Below are 20,411 nucleotides of genomic sequence, written 5' to 3' on the forward strand. Positions count from 1 at the left end.
TGGGCCCAAATAAGTCTGTGGACCCAGTAGGTCTGTGGGAGCAAGGCTTGCCCGCGATGCAGGCGACTCGGTTTGGCTGTCAAACCAGGCGATGCCATCGCGGGCAAGCCTTGCTCCCACAGGTAAACCACCCTCGGAGCAGAGGATTTAGAGCGAAGGCGCCTGCTGCCGCCGTTTCCAGTGGCTCAGGCGCTGTTGCAGGTCAAGCGGGCTGTGGATCTGTTGCTGGCGGGCGCGGCTGAACAGGATCAGCGCCAGTTCCGCCGTGGCCAGGGCGTCGGCGCTGGCGTTGTGGCGGTCGAAGACTTGCAGCTTGAACCAGTCGATCCACTCGTCCAGGCCTGACTTGCGTAGATGGGCTTGCGGGCAAAGCATCGGGGCCATGTCTGCTACATCGAGGAACGGATGCTGCAGGCGATAGCCCAGATAGTCCTTCAAGGCGCGCCCGAGCATGTGCGAATCGAACGGTGCGTGAAAGGCCAGCAGCGGGCTGTCGCCGACGAATTCCATGAACGCCAGCAGCGCCTCGGCCGGGTCGCTGCCGGCGGCAATGGCGCTGGGTGCCAGGCCATGGATCAACACACTTGGCCCGAGTTTTTGCTTATCGCATTGCAGGGTGCGTTCGAACTGCTGGCTGAAGTCGATGGCGCCGTCTTCGATGACCACCGCGCCGATGGACAGCACCTGGTCCTTGTTCAGGTTCAAGCCGGTGGTTTCCAGGTCCAGCACGACCCAGCGTTGTTCCCGCAGCTCGCATTCACTCAAGGCTGACGCCGCTGGAAGGTGTTCCAGGCGCCTTTGTATTTCTTCGGACAACATGGGTTGGGCTGGGCGCAACCAGGAAAAAATGCTCACAACTGATACCTCAGCGTCAGGCTGCTTTGCAGACGTTGGGCCTGGCGCAGGGCTTCGCGCAGGATGCGTCGGTCCAGATGGTTGAGGCTGTCAGGATCGACGCGGTTGGAGTAGGGCAGGTTCTCGCGGGTTTGCAGTTGGTGCTGCTGCATGCGGGTCTGCTGGATGAAGTGATAGGCCTCTTCATAGGCGGCGCCATCGAGCGGTTCGATCACTTCCTTGACGACCAATTGCCGCAAGCGTTCCAGGGTGTTGTTGGTTTCGATGCCATTGGCCAGCGCCAGCAGACGGGCGCCGTCGACGAAGGGTGTCAGGCCCTGCACTTTCAAGTCCAAGGTCGCCTTTTCGCCATTCTTGCGGCTGAGCACGAAGTCCCTGAAACGTCCCACGGGTGGGCGATGACGCAGCGCGTTTTCGGCCATCATGCGCTGGAACAAACGGTTGTCGGCCACTTGGTCGAGGATCTGCCGGCGCAGCTGCTCGCAGCCTTGCTCATCGCCCCAGACCACCCGTAGGTCGAAATAGATGCTCGAGCCCAGCAGGTTTTCCGGGGTTGCTTCGCGAATGAATGCCGAAAAACGCCGGGCCCATTCAGCACGAGACAGGCACAGCTCGGGGTTGCCGGCCATGATATTGCCTTTGCACAAGGTGAAGCCGCACAAGGCCAGGCTCTGGTTGATCTGTTGGGCGATGGGCAGCAGCAGGCCACGGATCTGCGCGGCGTGGGCGGCGTCCCGGGCTTCGAACAAAATGCCGTTGTCCTGGTCGGTGTGCAGGGTTTGCTCGCGCCGGCCTTCACTGCCGAAACACAACCAACTGAACGGCACCCCCGGGTCGCCCTTGTCGGCCAGGGTCAGTTCGATGACACGGCTCACGGTGTGGTCGTTGAGCAGGGTGATGATGTGGGTAATCTGGGTCGACGACGCGCCGTGGGCCAGCATGCGCTCCACCAGTTGGCCGATCTCGCCACGCAGGGCCACCAGGTTTTCCACCTTGGGGGCGCTGCGAATGGTCCGGGCCAGGTGCACCAGGTCGACCCGTTGCAGGGAAAACAGATCGCGTTCCGACACCACGCCACACAGGCGATGGTCCTTGACCAGGCAGACATGGGCGATGTGCCGTTCGGTCATGGCGATGGCCGCGTCGAAGGCGCTGTGGTCCGGCGAGAGAAAAAACGGGGCCTGGGTCATATGTCCGACGATGGCCTGGGAAAAATCCCCGTCCCCATCGGCCACCACGTGCCGCAGGTCGCGCAAAGTGAAAATTCCCACCGGGGCTTTCTGCTCATTCACCACCACGATGCTGCCGACCTGCTGTTCGTGCATCAGCTTCACGGCTTCGCGCAGCGGTGTGTCCGGGCTGCAACTGACCGGGTGGCGCATCGCCAGTTCGCCCAGCCGGGTGTTGAGGGAGTACTGGGTGCCCAGGGTTTGCGCGGACTTCTGCTGGACCTGCTGATTGACCTGGTCGAGCAAGCTGCTGACCCCACGCAGGGCGAAGTCGCGAAACGGGCCGGACAGGGCGAACAGCTTGATGAAGGCCTGTTTGTTCAGTTGCAGGCAGAACGTGTCTTCGCCGGCCCGGTGCTCGGTGCGCGTGGCCCGTTCGCCCAGTAGCGCGGCGAGGGGGAAACATTCGCCGGTGGTGATTTCGAAGGTGGTTTCGGTGCCGCCCTTGGCCGAATGCGGACGTTCGCCTATCACCCGGCCTTGCTTGACGATGTAGAAGTGTTCCACCGGGCCGTCGGCCGGCTTGATGATGGTGTCGCCCGGCGCATAAAAACGCAGCAGGCATTGCTCAACCAGATAGGCCAGGTGGGCGTTTTCCATCTGGTTGAACGGGGGGAAGCGCTGGAGAAACTGCAGCGTCCCCTGGATGTTTTGCAACACCGCGGTTTTCCCTGCCTGGATGAAGGCGTCCGCTTTTTTCATAACCATTACGCAGTCTTTTTTTGATTGTTGTGGTCGGATCCGTTCTCTCATGGTCGGCCCCTCAGCGCGGGGTGCCCATTGGACGTAAGTCTAGGTCGCTGCACAGGGGAGGGCTTACGGAAAAATCCTACGCTAGGTGTCAGAAAAATCGTCATTAAATGTTCTTGGAAAAAAATCCGACGAAGTGCACATTGAAGCGCCGCAGAACGATGTCTGACCACTGTGCCAGGGGATCGATTTAAAGAACGTAGAGAGCACCATGTCCGACCACGATATTTTGAGTGACGCCGAGCGCGAGGCGCTGAGTGCCGTCATGCTGGAACCTGACTTGCCGCCGCAGCGCGTCTTGATCGTCGATGACGACAAGGACGCTCGTGAGCTGCTGTCGGAGATTCTGGCGTTGGACGGGATTCACTGCATGACCGCCGCCAGTGGCGAAACGGCACTCAAGATGCTGGAGACCAAGCCATCGATCGGCCTGTTGATCACCGACCTGCGCATGGGCAATGTCGATGGCCTGGAGCTGATCCGCCTGGTGCGCGAGTCTCCGCGGGCGGCGCTGCCGATCATCATCGTGTCGGGCGATGCCGACGTGAAGGATGCCATTGAAGCCATGCACCTGAGCGTGGTGGACTTTTTGCTCAAGCCGATCGATACCGACAAGCTGCTGGGGTTGGTCAAGCATGAGTTGGGGATGGATCTCTAAGATCGTCTGTGGGAGCAAGGCTTGCCCGCGATGCAGGCGCCTCGGTTCACCAATGACCGCGCTGTCTTCATCGCGGGCAAGCCTTGCTCCCACAGATAAATCCCTTGCCGCAATGACTCAAGCATCAGCCAGGGCTTGGTGATTTTGCAATGAAAAAGCCCTGATCTTTCGACCAGGGCTTTTTTTGTGCCGCTGTCTACCGCTCAATCACAACCCATTGGCTGCCTTGAACTCGCGACGACGACGGTGCAGTACCGGTTCGGTGTAGCCGTTGGGCTGCTTCGTGCCTTCGATCACCAGCTCGACCGCCGCCTGGAAGGCGATGTTGCGGTCGAAGTCCGGAGCCAGCGGCCGGTACAGCGGGTCGCTGGCGTTCTGGCGGTCGACCACCGGGGCCATGCGCTTGAGGCTTTCCATCACCTGGTCTTGCGTGACGATGCCGTGGCGCAGCCAGTTGGCGATGTGCTGGCTGGAGATACGCAGCGTCGCACGGTCTTCCATCAGGCCGATGTCGTTGATGTCCGGCACCTTGGAGCAGCCCACGCCCTGGTCGATCCAGCGCACCACGTAGCCGAGGATGCCCTGGGCGTTGTTGTCCAGTTCGTTCTTGATCTGCTCCGGTGTCCAGTTCGGGTTGACGGCCAGCGGGATGGTCAGGATGTCGTCCACCGAAGCGCGGGCGCGCTTGGCCAGTTCGGCCTGGCGGGCGAACACGTCGACCTTGTGGTAATGCAGCGCGTGCAGGGCGGCGGCGGTCGGCGAGGGAACCCACGCGGTGTTGGCGCCGGCCATTGGATGGGCGATTTTCTGTTCGAGCATCGCCGCCATCAGGTCCGGCATCGCCCACATGCCCTTGCCGATTTGTGCACGGCCTTGCAGGCCGGTGCTCAAGCCGATGTCGACGTTCCAGTTTTCATACGCGCCGATCCACTTCTCGGCTTTCATGTCGGCCTTGCGCACCATCGGGCCGGCTTCCATGGAGGTGTGGATTTCATCGCCCGTACGGTCGAGGAAGCCGGTGTTGATGAACACCACGCGCTCGCTGGCGGCCTTGATGCAGGCCTTGAGGTTGACCGTGGTACGGCGCTCCTCGTCCATGATCCCGACCTTGAGGGTGTTGCGCGGCAGGTTCAGCACGTCCTCGACGCGACCGAACAGCTCGTTGGTGAACGCGGCTTCTTCCGGGCCGTGCATCTTCGGCTTGACGATGTACACCGAGCCGGTGCGGCTGTTGCGGCGCGAGGTGTTGCCGTTGAGGCTGTGGATTGCTGCCAGGCTGGTGATCAGGCCGTCGAGAATGCCTTCTGGCACTTCGTTGCCGTGCTGGTCCAGGATCGCGTCGATGGTCATCAGGTGGCCGACGTTACGCACGAACAGCAGCGAGCGGCCGTGCAGGGTCACGCTCGAACCGTCGACGGCGGTATAGACACGGTCGGGGTTCATGGTGCGGGTAAACGTCTGGCCGCCTTTGGCGACTTCTTCAGCCAGATCGCCCTTCATCAGGCCGAGCCAGTTGCGGTAGATCACCACTTTGTCATCGGCATCGACAGCGGCGACCGAGTCTTCGCAGTCCATGATGGTGGTCAGCGCTGCTTCCATCAGGATGTCTTTGACGCCGGCTGCGTCGGTCTGGCCGACCGGAGTGCTGGCATCGATCTGGATTTCGAAGTGCAGGCCGTTGTGTTTCAACAGCACGGTGGTCGGTGCCGAGGCGTCGCCCTGGAAGCCGATCAACTGGGCATCGTCACGCAGGCCGCTGTTGCTGCCGCCCTTGAGGGTGACCACCAGTTTGCCGTCGACGATTTTGTAAGCGGTGGAGTCGACATGGGAGCCGGCCGCCAGGGGCGCGGCTTCGTCGAGGAAGGCACGGGCGAAGGCGATGACCTTGTCGCCGCGGACCTTGTTGTAGCCTTTGCCTTTTTCCGCGCCATCGGCTTCGCTGATGGCGTCGGTGCCGTACAGCGCGTCGTACAGCGAACCCCAGCGGGCGTTCGATGCGTTGAGGGCGAAGCGGGCGTTCATCACCGGCACCACCAGCTGCGGGCCGGCCATGCGGGCGATTTCATCGTCGACGTTTTGGGTCGTAGCCTGGAAATCCGCCGCTTCTGGCAGCAGGTATCCAATGTCTTGCAGGAAGGCTTTGTAAGCCACGGCGTCGTGGGCCTGGCCGGCACGGGCCTGGTGCCAGGCATCGATCCGCGCCTGGAAATCATCGCGTTTGGCGAGTAGGGCTTTGTTCTTCGGCGCCAGGTCGTGGATGACCTTGTCGGCACCGGCCCAGAACGCGTCGGCGGTGAGGCCGGTTCCGGGAATGGCTTCGTTATTCACGAAGTCGAACAGGACTTTGGCGACCTGCAGGCCACCGACTTGAACGTGTTCAGTCATTGCTTGCCTCACTCTGCTCAGCTATTTCGCTTTTCAGCTCTTCGATTTTGACAATGAAGCCTTTGGACATTTAAACCACAAACCCCGGAACCAGTACATGCCATCGCTGGCGGCTGGGTGCTCAAGCCTTGCTGTCGGGGCTTTTCAGGGATGCGACTGGCCTTAAGCAGGCATCGGTACAACAGGGGTATCGCGATTATGTAGTGCGCGCTGCGGCATACTACATGATCAATTGCAGTTGTGAAAATTAGACTAATTGCGTCGTTACGCGACCGACTAAAGTGTTACGGTCACGTCGAGACACGGGATGTTCTCAAAAAACAGATAGATTGTTCCAGATAAATCTTGAGGTTTGTACACGATATCTCTGGTGTCATCTTGTGGGAGCAAAGCTTGCTCGCGATACAGGTGCCGTGGTTTCAGAAGGACCGGGTTGTTTTCATCGCGAGCAAGCTTTGCTCCCACAGGGGGAAGGTATAAATCTTTAGGCCCCAGTCTGCTCGCGATCACCTGCCTATACTGTCCCTTCCACAACAAGAGGACTGCGCCATGGACCACCTCGTCATTACTGTTTTCGCCCCGGACAAGCCTGGGCAGGTTGAGCGCATTGCCGATTGCATCGCCGAGCATGGCGGTAACTGGCTGGAAAGCCGCATGTCGCACCTGGCTGGGCAGTTTGCCGGGATCCTGCGAATCAGCGCCCCGGCCGAGGCCCATGAGGCACTGATCGAAGCCTTGCAGGGGCTTTCGGCCCATGGCATTCGTGTGTTGATCGCTGAGGGCGGCCTTGAAGAAGCCTGCACCTGGAAACCCATCGCCATGGAACTGGTGGGCAATGATCGTCCCGGCATCGTGCGTGACATCACCCGGTTGTTGAGTGAGCAGGGAGTGAACGTTGAGCGCTTGGTGACCGATGTTCGGCCGGCGCCGATGAGCAGCGAGTTGCTGTTTCATGCCGAAGCGATCCTGGGAGTGCCGTTGACCCTGTCGCTGGAGACGTTGCAGGAACGCCTGGAGACCCTGGCCGATGAGTTGATGGTGGAGCTCAAGCTCAGCGACGAAGCGTGACGAAGGTTATCCAAGGAAAAACTGCGCCTGCCTGTGGATAACCTGTAGAGACCCGGCTCCAGCCCAGGCTCGCCGGGGCTTAGCGGTCGATGATCAAAAAATCACCAGTTTTCAAGGGCTTGTGCACAAACGACGGGGATCACGCTGTGGATAACCTTGGGAAGGATAAGCGCAGGCCACGCCAGACGTGGCCTGTAGAGGTTTGTACGTTTTTTGATCAGCTGCGCCGACGCATGCTGATCACGGCATCGACGCTGTACACCGCCAGCCCGGCCCAGATAAACAGGAACGCCACCAGTGTGCTGGACGACAGGTGCTCACCGAACAGCATCACAGCGAGCAGCAGCACCAGCGTCGGCGCGATGTACTGGAGAAAACCGATGGTGGTGTAGGGCAAATGCCGTGTTGCGGCGTTGAAACACACCAACGGCACCAGCGTCACGGGGCCGGCCGCTACCAGCCACCAGGCTTCGGAGGTGGTCCAGAAGGCCGCCTGGGCACTGGTGGCCGTGGGATTGAACAGCAACCAGGCGATGGCGATCGGCACCAGCATCCAGGTTTCCACCACCAGCCCCGGCAACGCCTTGACCGGTGCCTGCTTGCGGATCAACCCATAGAAACCGAAGGTCAGCGCCAGCATCAGCGACACCCACGGCAGGCTGCCCACTTGCCAGACCTGCTGCGCCACACCGACCGCCGCCAACCCCACCGCCAGCCATTGCATGCGGCGCAGGCGCTCGCCGAGGATCAACATGCCCAGCAATACGTTCACCAGCGGGTTGATGTAGTAACCCAGGCTGGCTTCGAGCATGCGCTCGTTGTTCACCGCCCAGACGTAGGTCAGCCAGTTGGCTGCGATCAGCGTCCCGCTCAGGGCGAGGATCGCCAGGCGCTGTGGGTTGTCCCGCAGTTCGCGCCACCAGCCGGGGTGTTTCCAGACCATCAGCAACGCCGCGCCGAACAGGGCCGACCACAATACCCGGTGGATGATGATCTCCACCGACGGCACGCTGGCGATGGCCTTGAAGTAGATCGGGAACAGGCCCCAGATGATGTAGGCGCTCAGGCCCAGGATGTACCCGCGACGCGGGTTGGCGGCTTGCATGCAGAATCCTTGCTTAGGCAGCTAACAAAGGAGTGATTGTAAGGAGATTTGTCTGGTTGTGCTGTGAGTATTGTGCACAATCACCGCAGATCCCCTGTGGGAGCGGGCTTGCTCGCGATAGCGGTGTGTCAGTCGACAGAGGTGTCGAATGTTCGATCGCCATCGCGAGCAAGCTCGCTCCCACAGGGGGGACCAGCAGTAGGGTCAGAACAGTTTCAGCGGTTCTTCATTGAGCGCCGCCAATTGCTCGCGCAACGCCAGCACCTGGTCGCCCCAGTAGCGCTCGCTGCCGAACCACGGGAAGCTGCGGGGGAACGCCGGGTCGTCCCAGCGTCGCGCCAGCCAGGCGCTGTAGTGCATCAGGCGCAGGGCCCGCAGCGGCTCGATCAGCGCCAATTCCCGCGGGTCGAAGTCGTGGAACTCACGGTAGCCGTCCATCAATTCCGACAATTGCCCCAGGCATTCCTGGCGGTCGCCGGCGAGCATCATCCACAGGTCCTGCACCGCCGGGCCCATGCGACAGTCGTCCAGGTCGACGATGTGGAACACCTCGTCGCGGCACATCATGTTGCCCGGGTGGCAATCGCCGTGCATGCGGATGTTCTGGTGGGGCGTGGCGGCGTAAACCTCTTCGACGCGCTTGAGCAGGTCCCGGGCGACCGACTCGTAGGCCGGCAGCAGGCTGCGGGGGACGAAGCCGCTTGCCAGCACGGTGGCCAGCGAATCGTGGCCGAAGTTCTTCACGCCCAGGGCTTCACGATGTTCGAACGGACGGGTCGCGCCGACTGCATGCAGGCGCCCGAGCAATTGTCCCAGGCGATAGAGCTGATCGAGGTTGCCCGGCTCCGGTGCACGGCCGCCGCGACGGGGAAACAGGGTGAAACGAAACCCGGCGTGTTCGTGCAGGCTGGTGCCGTTGTGGATCAGCGGCGCGACCACGGGCACTTCGTATTCGGCCAGTTCGAAGGTAAAACTGTGCTCTTCCAGGATCGCTTCGTTGGTCCAGCGCTGGGGGCGATAGAACTTGGCGATCAGCGGCTCGGAGTCCTCGATGCCCACCTGGTAGACGCGGTTCTCGTAGCTGTTGAGGGCCAACACGCGGGCGTCGCTGAGAAAGCCGATGCTTTCAACGGCATCGAGCACCAGGTCGGGCGTGAGGGTTTCAAACGGATGGGACATGCTGACTCCTGCGCAGCGGCAGGGCTGCCGCGTCCGGCCCAGCATGGTAGCGCAAAGCAGTCGGGATTGATTGGTGAGACTTGAATCGCTCTTCGTGGCGAGGGAGCTTGCTCCCGCTTGGGTGCGAAGCGCCCACAAATAATGGGGTCGCTGCGCAACCCAGCGGGAGCAAGCTCCCTCGCCACAAAGTGTCAGGCGCCGATGACCCCGCCATCCTCACGGGTAATCACCATCACCGAAGACCGCGGCTTGCCGTTGGGCAGGTGTTCGGGGAAGGTCGAGCCACCGCTGGGATGCTGGATCCCGACGAACATAGCCTTGTAGTCCGGCGAGAAGCTGATTCCGGTCACTTCGCAGCCCACCGGCCCGACCATGAAACGGCGGATTTCACCGCTGTTGGGGTCGGCGCAGAGCATCTGGTTGTTGCCCATGCCGGCAAAGTCACCGGCGTTGCTCGAGTCGCCGTCGGTCTGTATCCACAGCCGCCCGCCTTTGTCGAAGCCCAGGCCATCGGGACTGTTGAACATGTTCTGCGGGTTGATGTTGGACGATCCGGCTTTCGGCGTGCCGGCGTGTACCGTCGGGTTGCCGGCGACCACGAACAGGTCCCAGGCGAAGGTCTTGGAGGCGTGATCGTCGCGGTCGGTTTTCCAGCGCAGGATCTGCCCATAGACGTTCTTGGCCCGAGGGTTAGGCCCCTCCACCGGTTGGCCGGCATCGCCGCGCTTGGAGTTGTTGGTCAGGGTGCAATAGACCTGCCCATCCTTGGGGCTGACCACGATCCACTCCGGGCGGTCCATGCGCGTAGCGCCAACGGCGCTGGCGGCCAGGCGTGCATGGATGAGTACTTCGGCCTGGTCGGCAAACCCGCTGCTTGCGTCGAGACCGTTCTTGCCATGGGTCAGCTCGATCCACTGGCCCTGGCCTTTCGGATGGTCCGGGTTGCCGTCGCCGGCATCGAAGCGCGCCACGTACAAGGTGCCATGGTCCAGCAGGTTGCGATTGGCCTTGGCATTGCGGTGATTGATGCGCTCGCGGCTGACGAACTTGTAGATGAATTCGCCACGTTCATCATCGCCCATGTACACCACGGCGCGACCGTCATTGGTCTGCGCCAGGGCGGCGTTTTCGTGTTTGAAGCGGCCCAGGGCGGTGCGTTTTACCGGAATGGATTGCGGATCGAACGGGTCTATTTCCACTACCCAACCGTGGCGATTGAGTTCGTTGGGGTTTTTCGCCAGGTCAAAGCGCGGGTCGTGCAAGTGCCAGTTGATTTCACTGCTGGCGACGGTGGCGCCATAGCGTTTCTGTGCCGCGTCGAACTGCAGGTCTGACTTGCTGCTGCCGAAGCAGTCAGTGAAGTTCTCTTCACAGGTCAGGTAAGTACCCCAAGGCGTCATGCCGTTGGCGCAGTTCTGGAAAGTACCCAGCACTTTCTTGCCACTCTTGTCGGCGCTGGTTTTCAGCAGGTCGTGCCCGGCGGCTGGGCCACGCAGGCGAATCGGTGTGTTGCCGTGGATTCTGCGGTTGTAGCGCGACTCCTGGACGAACTGCCATTGTCCGCGACGACGCTGGATCTCGATCACCGACACCCCTTCGCTGGCCTGGGCCTTGCGCACGTCCTCGGCCGACTGCGGCTGGCCGCCGTGAGGGAACAGGTATTGGTAGTTGGTGTACTCGTTGTTGATCGCCATCAGCGCCCGGTTATTGTCGCCGGGGAACGGGAACAGGCTCATGCCGTCGTTGTTGTCGCCGAACTGCACTTCCTGTGCACGGGCGGTACCGTTACCACTGGGGTCGAAGGCCGGTGCATTTTTCTGCAGCGGCTGGCCCCAACTGATCAGCACCGAGGATTTGTAGCCTGGCGGCAACGTGATGGTGTCAGCTGTGGCGGCGGCGATGCTTTTGAAGCCCAGCAGCCGGCTGTTGCCTTCGCTCACGGCGGCGGCCAGGACGCTGCGGCTCAGCAGGTTGCCGCCCAGGAACATCGCCGCGCCGCACAGGGCGCCGGCGCTGATAAAGCTGCGACGGCTCAGGCCGACGATCTTTTCCAGGTCGGTGGATTGGTTTTCTTCTAATAGGCTCATCATCAGGCTCCCTGCTGGTTTTGGCAGTCACCTTAAAGCGGGTCGATGAAACTATTGTTGCAACACGCTACAACGGAGTGCCGAGCAGCACATTTGTCGCAGAAAACGTCACTTGCACCGGTGAGCCGGCTTCCAGATGCTGCTTTTGTAGCTCAAGCGGGTCGGCCAGGGCGCACAGCGTCTGGCCGTTGGGCAGGCTGATGCGCACTTCGCTGGGACCGTCTTCGGCGACGTCGACCTGCTCGATCATGCCGCGTAGTGTATTGACCCCTGGTTTTTGCGCTTGCTCGACAGGGTGCAACTCCAGCCAGCCGGCCTTGATCAGCGCCACCACGTCGGTACCGACATCCAGCTCCAGGCGCAGCGTGCTGTCGTGGGTGATCTGGGCTTCGATGACCAGACCCCGGGCCAGCTCCAGGCGTACCCGGTCGTTGTGCCCCTGGGCCTCGATGCCCAGGACCTTGCCATGCAATTGATTGCGGGCGCTGGTGCGCAGCATCAGGCGACTGAGCAGGCCCAGGTCGCCAGCGTCTTCGCTCGCTTCCAGCAGTTGCGTCTGCAGCGCTTGCAGGCGCAGATACAGGCGCAGCACGCGCTGGCCTTCCTCCGACAGCTTGGCGCCGCCACCGCCCTTGCCGCCAACACTGCGCTCCACCAACGGTTGGTCCGCCAGATTGTTCAACTCATCGATGGCATCCCACGCCGCCTTGTAGCTCAGGCCCGCGCTCTTGGCGGCGCGGGTGATCGAGCCCTGTTCGGCGATGTGCTGCAACAGGGCGATGCGTTGTGGTCGCCGAGCGATGTGTTGGGTCAGAAGCGTGGGCAAGGACATGACGGAAAACTGCGTGCAAAGGTCGATGAGCGGACGTTGGCGCCTTGGGCGCGGCCCGTCAAGCCGACTCTCCGGGTTTTGGCGTGCGAGCCAGGCAGTACACATCGACCCGCGCAGCGCCGGCGTCGAGCAGCAGGGTGGCCAGTGCCTGGGCGGTGGCGCCTGTGGTGAGCACGTCGTCGACCAACGCCAAGTGACGGTTGCGCAACGCAGCCTGGGGCGCCAGGGCAAAGGCCTGGCGCAGGTTTCGCCGTCGGGACTTGGCGTCGAGAGCCTGTTGGGCGGGGGTGTCCTGGGTACGTCGCAGCAGGTGCTCTTCGCAAGGGATCGCCAACGGCCCGCTGAGCCAGCGGGCCAGCAGCGCTGCCTGGTTGAAACCGCGCTGGCGCAAACGGCGGGTCGCCAGTGGCACCGGTACCAGTGCGTCGGGCCGCTCCAGCCCTTCGTCGAAATGGTGTTGCAGCGACTGCGCCAGCAGTTCGCCCATCAGCCGGCCCAGGGGCCATTTCGCCTGATGCTTGAAACGGGTGATCAGGCTGTCCACCGGGAAGTCGTAGGCCCAGGGCGCCAGGACCCGTTCGAAGGCCGGCGGTCGCGAGGCGCATGCTCCGCAACGCAGTCCAGCCATGGGCAGCGGCAGGGCGCAGACGCTGCATTGATCACCGAGCCAGGGCAGCTCGCTTTCACAGGGGGTGCAGATAGGCTGCGGGGTGTCGGTGCTTTCGCCGCACAACAGGCAGAATTGTTTGTTTTTTAACCAGATGTAAACCGGTCCGTTGTATCGTGGTTGACAGCGCATGACTCTTCCTTAAATATGCCGAACATCCGTGTCGCGCCTGTGGGTATTCCATGCCCCAGGCGCCAGCCAAGCATAAATCAAGGAAATGCCCATGAGCGCCAGCACCACTGCCAACCTGCGTCATGACTGGTCTTTGGCCGAAGTCAAAGCACTCTTCGTCCAGCCATTCAATGACCTGCTGTTCCAGGCGCAGACCGTGCACCGCGCGCACTTCGACGCCAATCGCGTCCAGGTTTCCACGCTGCTGTCGATCAAGACCGGCGCTTGCCCGGAAGATTGCAAATATTGTCCGCAGTCCGGTCACTACAACACCGGCCTGGATAAAGAGAAATTGCTCGAAGTGCAGAAGGTCCTCGAAGAGGCGGCACGGGCCAAGGCCATCGGTTCGACCCGTTTCTGCATGGGCGCGGCCTGGAAGCATCCGTCGGCCAAGGACATGCCTTACGTGCTGGAAATGGTCAAAGGCGTGAAGGCCATGGGCCTGGAAACCTGCATGACCCTGGGCCGCCTCGACCAGGAGCAGACCGAAGCGCTGGCCCAGGCGGGCCTGGACTACTACAACCACAACCTCGACACCTCGCCGGAGTTCTACGGCAGCATCATCACCACCCGCACCTACAGCGAGCGCCTGCAAACCCTGGCCTACGTGCGTGATTCGGGAATGAAGATCTGCTCCGGCGGCATCCTCGGCATGGGCGAGTCCCTGGACGATCGCGCCAACCTGCTGATCCAACTGGCGAACCTGCCGGAGCACCCGGAATCGGTGCCGATCAACATGCTGGTCAAAGTCGCCGGCACACCGCTGGAGAATGCCGAAGACATCGATCCGTTCGATTTCATCCGCATGCTCGCCGTGGCGCGGATCATGATGCCCCAGTCCCATGTGCGCCTGTCCGCCGGCCGTGAAGCGATGAACGAGCAGATGCAGGCCCTGGCATTTTTTGCCGGTGCCAACTCGATTTTCTACGGCGACAAGCTGTTGACCACCGCCAACCCGCAAGCCGACAAGGACATGCAATTGTTCGCACGCCTGGGTATCCAGCCTGAAGCCCGCGAAGAACATGCCGACGAAGTGCACCAGGCGGCGATTGAACAGGCGCTGGTGGAGCAGAAGAGCAGCGAGCAGTTCTACAACGCCGCTGTTTGATCACTCACCGATTCCCTGATTGGAATGCAAGACCCTGTGGGAGCGAGCTTGCTCGCGATGGCGATAGAACATTCAACATTTATGTCGACTGGCACACCGCTATCGCGAGCAAGCTCGCTCCCACAAGAGGCTTTGGCCAGTCTTTAAACAGTTGAGGCCAGCATGCCCTTCGATCTCGCCGCACGCCTGGCTGCCCGTCGTGCCGACAACCTCTATCGCCAGCGCCCGCTGCTCGAAAGCCCGCAGGGCCCGGAAGTGGTGGTGGATGGCCAGCCGTTGCTGGCGTTCTGCAACAACGATTACCTGGGCCTGGCCAATCACCCGCAAGTGATCGAAGCCTGGCGCGCCGGGGCGCTCCGTTGGGGTGTCGGGGGTGGCGCCTCCCATTTGGTGATCGGCCACAGCAGCCCTCATCACGCCTTGGAAGAAGCCTTGGCCGACCTGACCGGCCGCCCGCGGGCGTTGCTGTTCACCACCGGCTACATGGCCAACCTCGGCGCGGTCACGGCGCTGGTGGGGCAGGGCGATACGGTGCTGGAAGACCGTCTCAATCATGCCTCGCTGCTCGACGCCGGGCTGTTGTCCGGTGCGCGTTTCAACCGTTACCTGCACAACGATGCCCAGAGTTTGGCCAGCCGCCTGGAGAAAGCCACCGGCAATACCCTGGTGGTCACCGACGGCGTATTCAGCATGGACGGCGACATTGCCGACCTGCCGGCCCTGGCCCGTGAAGCCAAGGTCAAGGGCGCCTGGCTGATGGTCGACGATGCCCATGGCTTCGGCCCGCTCGGGGCCAATGGCGGCGGTATCGTCGAGCATTTTGGCTTGAGCCAGGATGACGTGCCAGTGCTGGTGGGCACCCTGGGCAAGGCCTTTGGTACCGCCGGGGCTTTTGTCGCCGGCAGTGAAGAGCTGATCGAAAGCCTGATCCAGTTCGCTCGCCCCTACATCTACACCACCAGCCAACCGCCGGCCCTGGCTTGCGCCACGCTCAAGAGCCTTGAGCTGCTGCGCAGCGAGCATTGGCGACGCGAGCACTTGCAGGTGCTGATTCGTCAGTTCCGCCAGGGCGCCGAGCAGATCGGCCTGCAATTGATGGACAGCTTCACGCCGATCCAGCCGATCCTGATTGGCGATGCGGGACGGGCCATGCGTTTGTCGCAAATGCTGCGTGAGCGCGGGCTGATGGTTACCGCGATCCGCCCACCCACCGTACCTGCCGGCAGCGCCCGTTTGCGCGTGACCCTGACCGCCGCCCACAGCGAGGCCCAGGTGCAGCTATTGTTGAATGCACTGGCCGAGTGTTTTGCCCTGTTGGGACCGGAGCCAAGCGATGCGTGATCGACTGATATTGCTGCCAGGCTGGGGCTTGGGCGTTTCACCGCTGGAACCGCTGGCGGCGGCGTTGCAAGGGCTCGACGAACACCTGCGCGTGGAAATCGAACCGTTGCCGGCGCTGCTATCGAACGACCCCGATGAATGGCTCGAAGAACTGGACGCCACCGTGCCCCAGGACGCCTGGCTGGGCGGTTGGTCCCTGGGCGGCATGCTGGCCTCGGCGCTGGCGGCGCGTCGGGGTGAGCGCTGTTGCGGCCTGCTGACCCTGGCGAGCAATCCGTCCTTTGTCGCCCATGAGCAATGGCCGAGCGCGATGGACGGCGAAACCTTCGATGGTTTTCTCGCCGGTTGTGCGGCCGACCCGCGCCAGACCCTCAAGCGCTTCAGCTTGCTGTGTGCCCAGGGCTGCAGCGATCCGCGCGGGTTGTCGCGGTTGTTGTTGGCCGGAGCACCGAGTACATCGCCGGAGGTCTTGATGGCTGGGCTTGAAGTACTGGCGCAACTGGATACACGCGCCGCGTTGCAGCGCTTTCGCGGTCCGCAACTGCATCTGTTTGCCGGCCTCGACGCCCTGGTACCGGCCGAGGCCGCGGGTGATTTGCTGGTCTTGCTGCCGGATGTCGAAATCGGTCTGATCGAACAGGCCGGCCACGGATTCCTTCTGGAAGACCCGCACGGTGTAGCGGCGGCGATCCAAGCTTTTTTGCATGAGTCCGGTGATGACTGATTTGTCTCTTCCCCCATTGCCCGGTGCCTTGCCTGACAAGCGCCAGGTAGCGGCTTCGTTTTCCCGTGCAGCGACCAGTTACGACAGCGTGGCCGAACTGCAACGCGACGTGGGCCAGCAATTGCTCGGTCGTTTGCCGTCCTCATTCATGCCGCAACGTTGGTTGGACCTGGGCTGCGGCACCGGTTATTTCACTCGGGCGCTGGGCGCGCGTTTCGGTGAGACAAACGGATTGGCACTGGATATCGCCGAAGGCATGCTCAACCATGCGCGTCCCCAAGGTGGCGCCTTGTATTTCGTCGCTGGTGACGCTGAGCGACTGCCTTTGCAAGCGGCGAGCTGTGACCTGGTGTTCTCCAGCCTGGCGGTGCAGTGGTGTGCCGATTTTGCCTCGGTGCTGAGCGAGGCCCATCGTGTGTTGAAACCGGGTGGGGTGTTTGCCTTCACCAGCCTCTGCGTAGGCACTTTGTACGAATTACGCGACAGTTGGCGTCAGGTGGATGGCTTGGTGCACGTCAACCGTTTCCGTGGGTTCGAGACGTATCAACACCTTTGCGCGGACAGTGGACTGAGTATCGTCAGTCTTGAAAACCGTCCCCATGTGTTGCATTACTCCGATGTGCGCAGTCTGACTCACGAATTGAAAGCCTTGGGCGCCCACAATCTGAACCCCGGTCGCCCCGGCGGCTTGACCGGCAGGGCGCGGATCCTGGCGCTGGTTGAAGCCTATGAGCAGTTTCGTCAGGCGCAGGGGCTGCCGGCGACTTACCAGGTGGTCTACGCCGTTTTGGAGAAACCGCTATGAGCCAGGCCTATTTCATTACCGGCACTGACACCGACGTGGGCAAGACCACCGTCGCGGCAGGCCTGCTGCATGCTGCGCGACAGGCTGGCATGAGCACGGCTGCTGGAAAACCCGTGGCCTCTGGCTGCGACGTGACGCCCAAGGGCCTGCGCAACGCCGATGCCTTGGCACTGCTGGCCGAATGCTCGATACCGTTGACTTATGCACAGGTCAATCCGGTAGCGTTCGAGCCGGCAATAGCGCCGCACCTGGCCGCCCGGGAGGCGGGCGTCGCGTTGACGGTGCAGTCGTTGCTAGGCCCGATGCGCGAAGTGTTGGCGCTGGGCGCCGACTTCACCTTGATCGAAGGTGCGGGCGGTTGGCGCGTGCCGCTGGCCGGCCAGGACAATCTTTCCGACCTGGCGATAGCGCTGGGCTTGCCGGTGATCCTGGTGGTGGGCGTGCGCCTGGGCTGCATCAGCCATGCATTGTTGACCGCCGAGGCGATTGCCCGTGACGGTTTGCAGCTTGCCGGTTGGGTAGCGAACATTATTGACCCGGCCACCTCGCGCCTGGAAGAAAACCTGGCAACCCTGGCCGAGCGACTTCCAGCGCCCTGTCTGGGCAGAGTGGCGCGGATCCAGAGCGTGACGGCCGAAGCCGTGGCCGAACACCTGCAGTTGGATTTGCTGGACTGAGACCTCAACAAGGTTTTGCCTATGACGCGGCACTGTGCCATTAGTGTTTTTGTCGGGTCTTTTCCCGGGGCTTCTGATTCAATGGCCACTGTCGACCCTTCAAGAAGACGAGCTCTGCCATGGAAATCTCAGGAAACACCGCGTTCTATGCCGGTCTGAGCACAATTCAGACAGGGCAGAATCGTGTCGATCAGGCGGCCGGCCAGATTGCCAACACCACGATCGAGCGTTCGGTCACCAGCCAGTCGTCCGAAGTGCAGGTTGATCGCCTGCGTTCGGTGGATCGCAGCCAACAGTCGGACCAGGCCGCTAACATGGTCGAAATGTCCCAAGGCAAGTTTCAAGTGCAACTGGGCGTGAACGTGGCCAAGGCGTCCGACGAAATGCTCGGTACGTTGATCGATACCTTCGCCTGATCCTGCTCTTCAGATTTACGAAAACGCCGCGATTATTCGCGGCGTTCTTGTCTCTAACGTCTTATTGCTCAACTAATCTTTTCCTACGCGCATCGCGGATTCTTCAGCGCGATGGATTTCCCGTGTCCGACTTTTTTCTCGGCTGATGACGAACGGCAAAAGATCGGCGCTTGACAAGATTTGGGCGTAAACGTATGTTTCAAACAGCTGTTTGACCGCTACAACAAATCCACGCGGTCGTTCATTCCCGGTTACATCAGCAGAGGTTTATCGCTATGCCTGACTACAAGGCCCCCTTGCGTGATATTCGCTTCGTTCGTGACGAACTGCTCGGTTACGAAGCGCATTATCAGAGCCTTCCGGCTTGCCAGGACGCAACTCCGGACATGGTTGACGCCATTCTCGAAGAAGGCGCCAAGTTTTGTGAGCAGGTGCTGGCGCCGCTGAACCGCGTGGGCGACATCGAAGGTTGCACCTGGAGCGAGTCCGGCGTGAAAACCCCGACTGGCTTCAAGGAAGCCTACAAGCAATTCGTCGAAGGTGGCTGGCCAAGCCTGGCCCACGACGTCGAGCACGGTGGTCAGGGCTTGCCGGAGTCCCTGGGCCTGGCGGTCAGCGAGATGGTCGGTGAAGCCAACTGGTCGTGGGGCATGTACCCGGGCCTGTCCCATGGCGCGATGAACACGATTTCCGAGCACGGTACGCCTGAACAGCAAGAGGCTTACCTGACCAAGCTGGTTTCCGGCGAATGGACCGGCACCATGTGCCTGACCGAACCGCACTGCGGCACCGACCTGGGCATGCTGCGCACCAAGGCCGAGCCTCAGGCCGACGGTTCCTACAAGGTTTCCGGTACGAAGATCTTCATTTCGGCCGGCGAACACGACATGGCCGACAACATCGTCCACATCGTGCTGGCACGCCTGCCGGACGCACCGGCTGGCACCAAGGGCATTTCGCTGTTCATCGTTCCCAAGTTCCTGCCTAACGCCGACGGCTCCATTGGCCAGCGCAACGCGGTGAGCTGCGGTTCCCTGGAACACAAGATGGGCATCCACGGCAACGCCACCTGCGTGATGAACTTCGACGCGGCCACCGGATACCTGATCGGCCCGGCGAACAAAGGCCTGAACTGCATGTTCACCTTCATGAACACCGCACGCCTGGGCACCGCACTGCAAGGCTTGGCCCACGCCGAGATCGGCTTCCAGGGCGGCCTGAAATATGCCCGCGATCGCCTGCAAATGCGTTCCCTGACTGGCCCGAAAGCGCCAGAAAAGGCTGCTGACCCGATCATCGTCCACCCTGACGTGCGTCGCATGCTGCTGACCATGAAGGCCTTCGCCGAAGGTAACCGGGCGATGGTCTACTTCACCGCCAAGCAGGTCGACATCGTCAAGTACGGCGTAGATGAAGAAGAGAAGAAAAAAGCCGATGCGCTGCTGGCGTTCATGACGCCGATCGCCAAGGCCTTCATGACCGAAGTCGGCTTCGAATCGGCCAACCACGGCGTGCAGATCTACGGTGGCCACGGCTTCATTGCCGAGTGGGGCATGGAGCAGAACGTTCGCGACAGCCGTATCTCGATGCTGTACGAAGGCACCACTGGCATCCAGGCCCTCGATCTGCTGGGCCGTAAAGTGCTGATGACCCAGGGCGAGGCACTCAAGGGCTTCACCAAGATCGTCCACAAGTTCTGCCAGGGCAACGAAGGCAACGAAGCGGTCAAGGAATTCGTAGAACCCCTGGCTGCGCTGAACAAGGAATGGGGCGAGCTGACCATGAAGGTCGGTATGGCGGCCATGAAGGATCGCGAAGAAGTCGGCGCCGCGTCGGTGGACTACCTGATGTACTCCGGTTACGCCTGCCTGGCCTATTTCTGGGCCGACATGGCGCGCCTGGCGGCGGAAAAACTCGCAGCCGGCACCACTGAAGAAGCCTTCTACACCGCCAAGCTGCAGACCGCGCGCTTCTACTTCCAGCGCATCCTGCCGCGTACCCGTACCCACATGGCAACCATGCTGTCGGGCGCCAACAACCTGATGGACATGAAGGAAGAGGACTTCGCGCTGGGCTACTAAGCCTCACGCGGTGCTTCCAAAAGCCGCTGCTTCTTCGGGAGCAGCGGCTTTTTCATGTCTGCCACAAAATTTGTATCCAACGCAGGCCCTTGTGGGAGCGAGCTTGCTCGCGATGGCGTTTGTTCAGTCAGTACCTTCATGGCTGACACACCGCTATCGCGAGCAAGCTCGCTCCCACAGGGGCAACTAGGATCCTGAAACAATATTCATCCAACTCGACCCTAAGAAAACCGTCCCCTCTGCCGTTACAGCGATGGCAGTGTGACATCTGTC

The 20,411-nt window shown here is 61.7% G+C and carries 17 protein-coding genes; 9 read left to right on the forward strand and 8 right to left on the reverse strand.

The features are described from left to right. Positions 1-147: 147 nt before the first annotated feature. A complete protein-coding gene (locus Q7F16_RS11665) occupies positions 148-855 on the reverse strand; it encodes a 3'-5' exonuclease (protein WP_409555813.1) in 708 nt (235 codons plus the stop codon). Continuing rightward, on the reverse strand, positions 852-2,786 hold the full coding sequence (locus tag Q7F16_RS11670; RefSeq protein ID WP_328588410.1) for a putative nucleotidyltransferase substrate binding domain-containing protein: 1,935 nt from the start codon (positions 2,784-2,786) through the stop codon (positions 852-854). The genes Q7F16_RS11665 and Q7F16_RS11670 overlap by 4 nt, the downstream gene beginning before the upstream one ends. 259 nt (positions 2,787-3,045) lie before the next feature. Here Q7F16_RS11670 and Q7F16_RS11675 point away from each other — a divergent pair, with 259 nt between their 5' ends. Further along, positions 3,046-3,492: a response regulator gene (locus tag Q7F16_RS11675; protein WP_003206256.1), complete on the forward strand. Its 447-nt coding sequence runs from the start codon at positions 3,046-3,048 to the stop codon at positions 3,490-3,492. Between the two features lie 207 nt (positions 3,493-3,699). Here Q7F16_RS11675 and Q7F16_RS11680 read toward each other — a convergent pair whose 3' ends face one another. Beyond that, positions 3,700-5,877, reverse strand: coding sequence for a malate synthase G (locus Q7F16_RS11680; RefSeq protein ID WP_095962547.1), 2,178 nt, complete (start codon positions 5,875-5,877; stop codon positions 3,700-3,702). A gap of 549 nt (positions 5,878-6,426) precedes the next feature. Here Q7F16_RS11680 and Q7F16_RS11685 point away from each other — a divergent pair. Continuing rightward, positions 6,427-6,945: a glycine cleavage system protein R gene (locus Q7F16_RS11685; RefSeq protein WP_018607409.1), complete on the forward strand. Its 519-nt coding sequence runs from the start codon at positions 6,427-6,429 to the stop codon at positions 6,943-6,945. Between the two features lie 217 nt (positions 6,946-7,162). On the opposite strand, the gene rarD is transcribed toward Q7F16_RS11685, so the two are convergent. The 5 genes from rarD to Q7F16_RS11710 form a co-directional block, all read right to left on the reverse strand. Continuing rightward, the gene (rarD, locus tag Q7F16_RS11690; protein ID WP_409555814.1) at positions 7,163-8,050 is read right to left on the reverse strand and encodes an EamA family transporter RarD; all 888 of its coding nucleotides are present in this window, start codon (positions 8,048-8,050) and stop codon (positions 7,163-7,165) included. A 204-nt stretch (positions 8,051-8,254) separates the two neighbouring features. Next, entirely contained in the window at positions 8,255-9,229 is a 975-nt protein-coding gene (locus Q7F16_RS11695; RefSeq protein ID WP_003206247.1) for a serine/threonine protein kinase, read from the reverse strand. Positions 9,230-9,420: 191 nt separating this feature from the next. Then, positions 9,421-11,316: a PhoX family protein gene (locus tag Q7F16_RS11700; protein WP_409555815.1), complete on the reverse strand. Its 1,896-nt coding sequence runs from the start codon at positions 11,314-11,316 to the stop codon at positions 9,421-9,423. A gap of 67 nt (positions 11,317-11,383) precedes the next feature. Next, positions 11,384-12,148, reverse strand: coding sequence for a TOBE domain-containing protein (locus Q7F16_RS11705; RefSeq protein ID WP_409555816.1), 765 nt, complete (start codon positions 12,146-12,148; stop codon positions 11,384-11,386). Between the two features lie 58 nt (positions 12,149-12,206). Beyond that, positions 12,207-12,947: a ComF family protein gene (locus Q7F16_RS11710; RefSeq protein ID WP_046064528.1), complete on the reverse strand. Its 741-nt coding sequence runs from the start codon at positions 12,945-12,947 to the stop codon at positions 12,207-12,209. A 91-nt stretch (positions 12,948-13,038) separates the two neighbouring features. Between Q7F16_RS11710 and bioB the strand changes: the two genes are divergently transcribed. The 7 genes from bioB (at position 13,039) to Q7F16_RS11745 (ending at position 20,138) form a co-directional block, all read left to right on the forward strand. Continuing rightward, positions 13,039-14,094 carry a biotin synthase BioB gene (gene bioB / locus Q7F16_RS11715; RefSeq protein ID WP_014340550.1) on the forward strand — a complete coding sequence of 352 codons (1,056 nt, stop codon included), beginning with the start codon at positions 13,039-13,041 and terminating at the stop codon, positions 14,092-14,094. Between the two features lie 162 nt (positions 14,095-14,256). Continuing rightward, positions 14,257-15,435, forward strand: coding sequence for an 8-amino-7-oxononanoate synthase (bioF, locus tag Q7F16_RS11720; protein ID WP_046064530.1), 1,179 nt, complete (start codon positions 14,257-14,259; stop codon positions 15,433-15,435). Further along, positions 15,428-16,159 (forward strand): alpha/beta fold hydrolase, encoded by a 732-nt coding sequence (locus Q7F16_RS11725; protein ID WP_014340548.1) that lies wholly within the window; start codon positions 15,428-15,430, stop codon positions 16,157-16,159. The genes bioF and Q7F16_RS11725 overlap by 8 nt, the downstream gene beginning before the upstream one ends. Next, positions 16,152-16,964 carry a malonyl-ACP O-methyltransferase BioC gene (gene bioC / locus Q7F16_RS11730; protein ID WP_409555817.1) on the forward strand — a complete coding sequence of 271 codons (813 nt, stop codon included), beginning with the start codon at positions 16,152-16,154 and terminating at the stop codon, positions 16,962-16,964. Before Q7F16_RS11725 ends, bioC begins: the two co-directional genes overlap by 8 nt. Next, the gene (gene bioD / locus Q7F16_RS11735; RefSeq protein WP_014340546.1) at positions 16,961-17,641 is read left to right on the forward strand and encodes a dethiobiotin synthase; all 681 of its coding nucleotides are present in this window, start codon (positions 16,961-16,963) and stop codon (positions 17,639-17,641) included. The genes bioC and bioD overlap by 4 nt, the downstream gene beginning before the upstream one ends. 119 nt (positions 17,642-17,760) lie before the next feature. Continuing rightward, positions 17,761-18,057, forward strand: a complete 297-nt coding sequence (locus Q7F16_RS11740) for a hypothetical protein (RefSeq protein ID WP_046064533.1) — start codon at positions 17,761-17,763, stop codon at positions 18,055-18,057. 275 nt (positions 18,058-18,332) lie between these two features. After that, the gene (locus tag Q7F16_RS11745; protein WP_409555818.1) at positions 18,333-20,138 is read left to right on the forward strand and encodes a phenylacyl-CoA dehydrogenase; all 1,806 of its coding nucleotides are present in this window, start codon (positions 18,333-18,335) and stop codon (positions 20,136-20,138) included. Positions 20,139-20,411: the final 273 nt, after the last annotated feature.

The sequence above is a fragment of the Pseudomonas sp. Lb2C2 genome (assembly GCF_052112205.1).
GTDB lineage: Bacteria > Pseudomonadota > Gammaproteobacteria > Pseudomonadales > Pseudomonadaceae > Aquipseudomonas > Aquipseudomonas kilonensis.

Coding starts and splice junctions, on each gene's coding strand:
- Q7F16_RS11695 (WP_003206247.1), bottom strand. CDS start 9,229: ATGTCCCATCCGTTTGAAACCCTCACGCCCGACCTGGTGCTCGATGCC.
- Q7F16_RS11680 (WP_095962547.1), bottom strand. CDS start 5,877: ATGACTGAACACGTTCAAGTCGGTGGCCTGCAGGTCGCCAAAGTCCTG.
- Q7F16_RS11705 (WP_409555816.1), bottom strand. CDS start 12,148: ATGTCCTTGCCCACGCTTCTGACCCAACACATCGCTCGGCGACCACAA.
- Q7F16_RS11710 (WP_046064528.1), bottom strand. CDS start 12,947: ATGCGCTGTCAACCACGATACAACGGACCGGTTTACATCTGGTTAAAA.
- Q7F16_RS11675 (WP_003206256.1), top strand. CDS start 3,046: ATGTCCGACCACGATATTTTGAGTGACGCCGAGCGCGAGGCGCTGAGT.
- bioB (WP_014340550.1), top strand. CDS start 13,039: ATGAGCGCCAGCACCACTGCCAACCTGCGTCATGACTGGTCTTTGGCC.
- Q7F16_RS11685 (WP_018607409.1), top strand. CDS start 6,427: ATGGACCACCTCGTCATTACTGTTTTCGCCCCGGACAAGCCTGGGCAG.
- Q7F16_RS11745 (WP_409555818.1), top strand. CDS start 18,333: ATGCCTGACTACAAGGCCCCCTTGCGTGATATTCGCTTCGTTCGTGAC.
- Q7F16_RS11700 (WP_409555815.1), bottom strand. CDS start 11,316: ATGAGCCTATTAGAAGAAAACCAATCCACCGACCTGGAAAAGATCGTC.
- Q7F16_RS11740 (WP_046064533.1), top strand. CDS start 17,761: ATGGAAATCTCAGGAAACACCGCGTTCTATGCCGGTCTGAGCACAATT.
- bioC (WP_409555817.1), top strand. CDS start 16,152: ATGACTGATTTGTCTCTTCCCCCATTGCCCGGTGCCTTGCCTGACAAG.
- Q7F16_RS11725 (WP_014340548.1), top strand. CDS start 15,428: ATGCGTGATCGACTGATATTGCTGCCAGGCTGGGGCTTGGGCGTTTCA.
- bioF (WP_046064530.1), top strand. CDS start 14,257: ATGCCCTTCGATCTCGCCGCACGCCTGGCTGCCCGTCGTGCCGACAAC.
- rarD (WP_409555814.1), bottom strand. CDS start 8,050: ATGCAAGCCGCCAACCCGCGTCGCGGGTACATCCTGGGCCTGAGCGCC.
- Q7F16_RS11670 (WP_328588410.1), bottom strand. CDS start 2,786: ATGAAAAAAGCGGACGCCTTCATCCAGGCAGGGAAAACCGCGGTGTTG.
- bioD (WP_014340546.1), top strand. CDS start 16,961: ATGAGCCAGGCCTATTTCATTACCGGCACTGACACCGACGTGGGCAAG.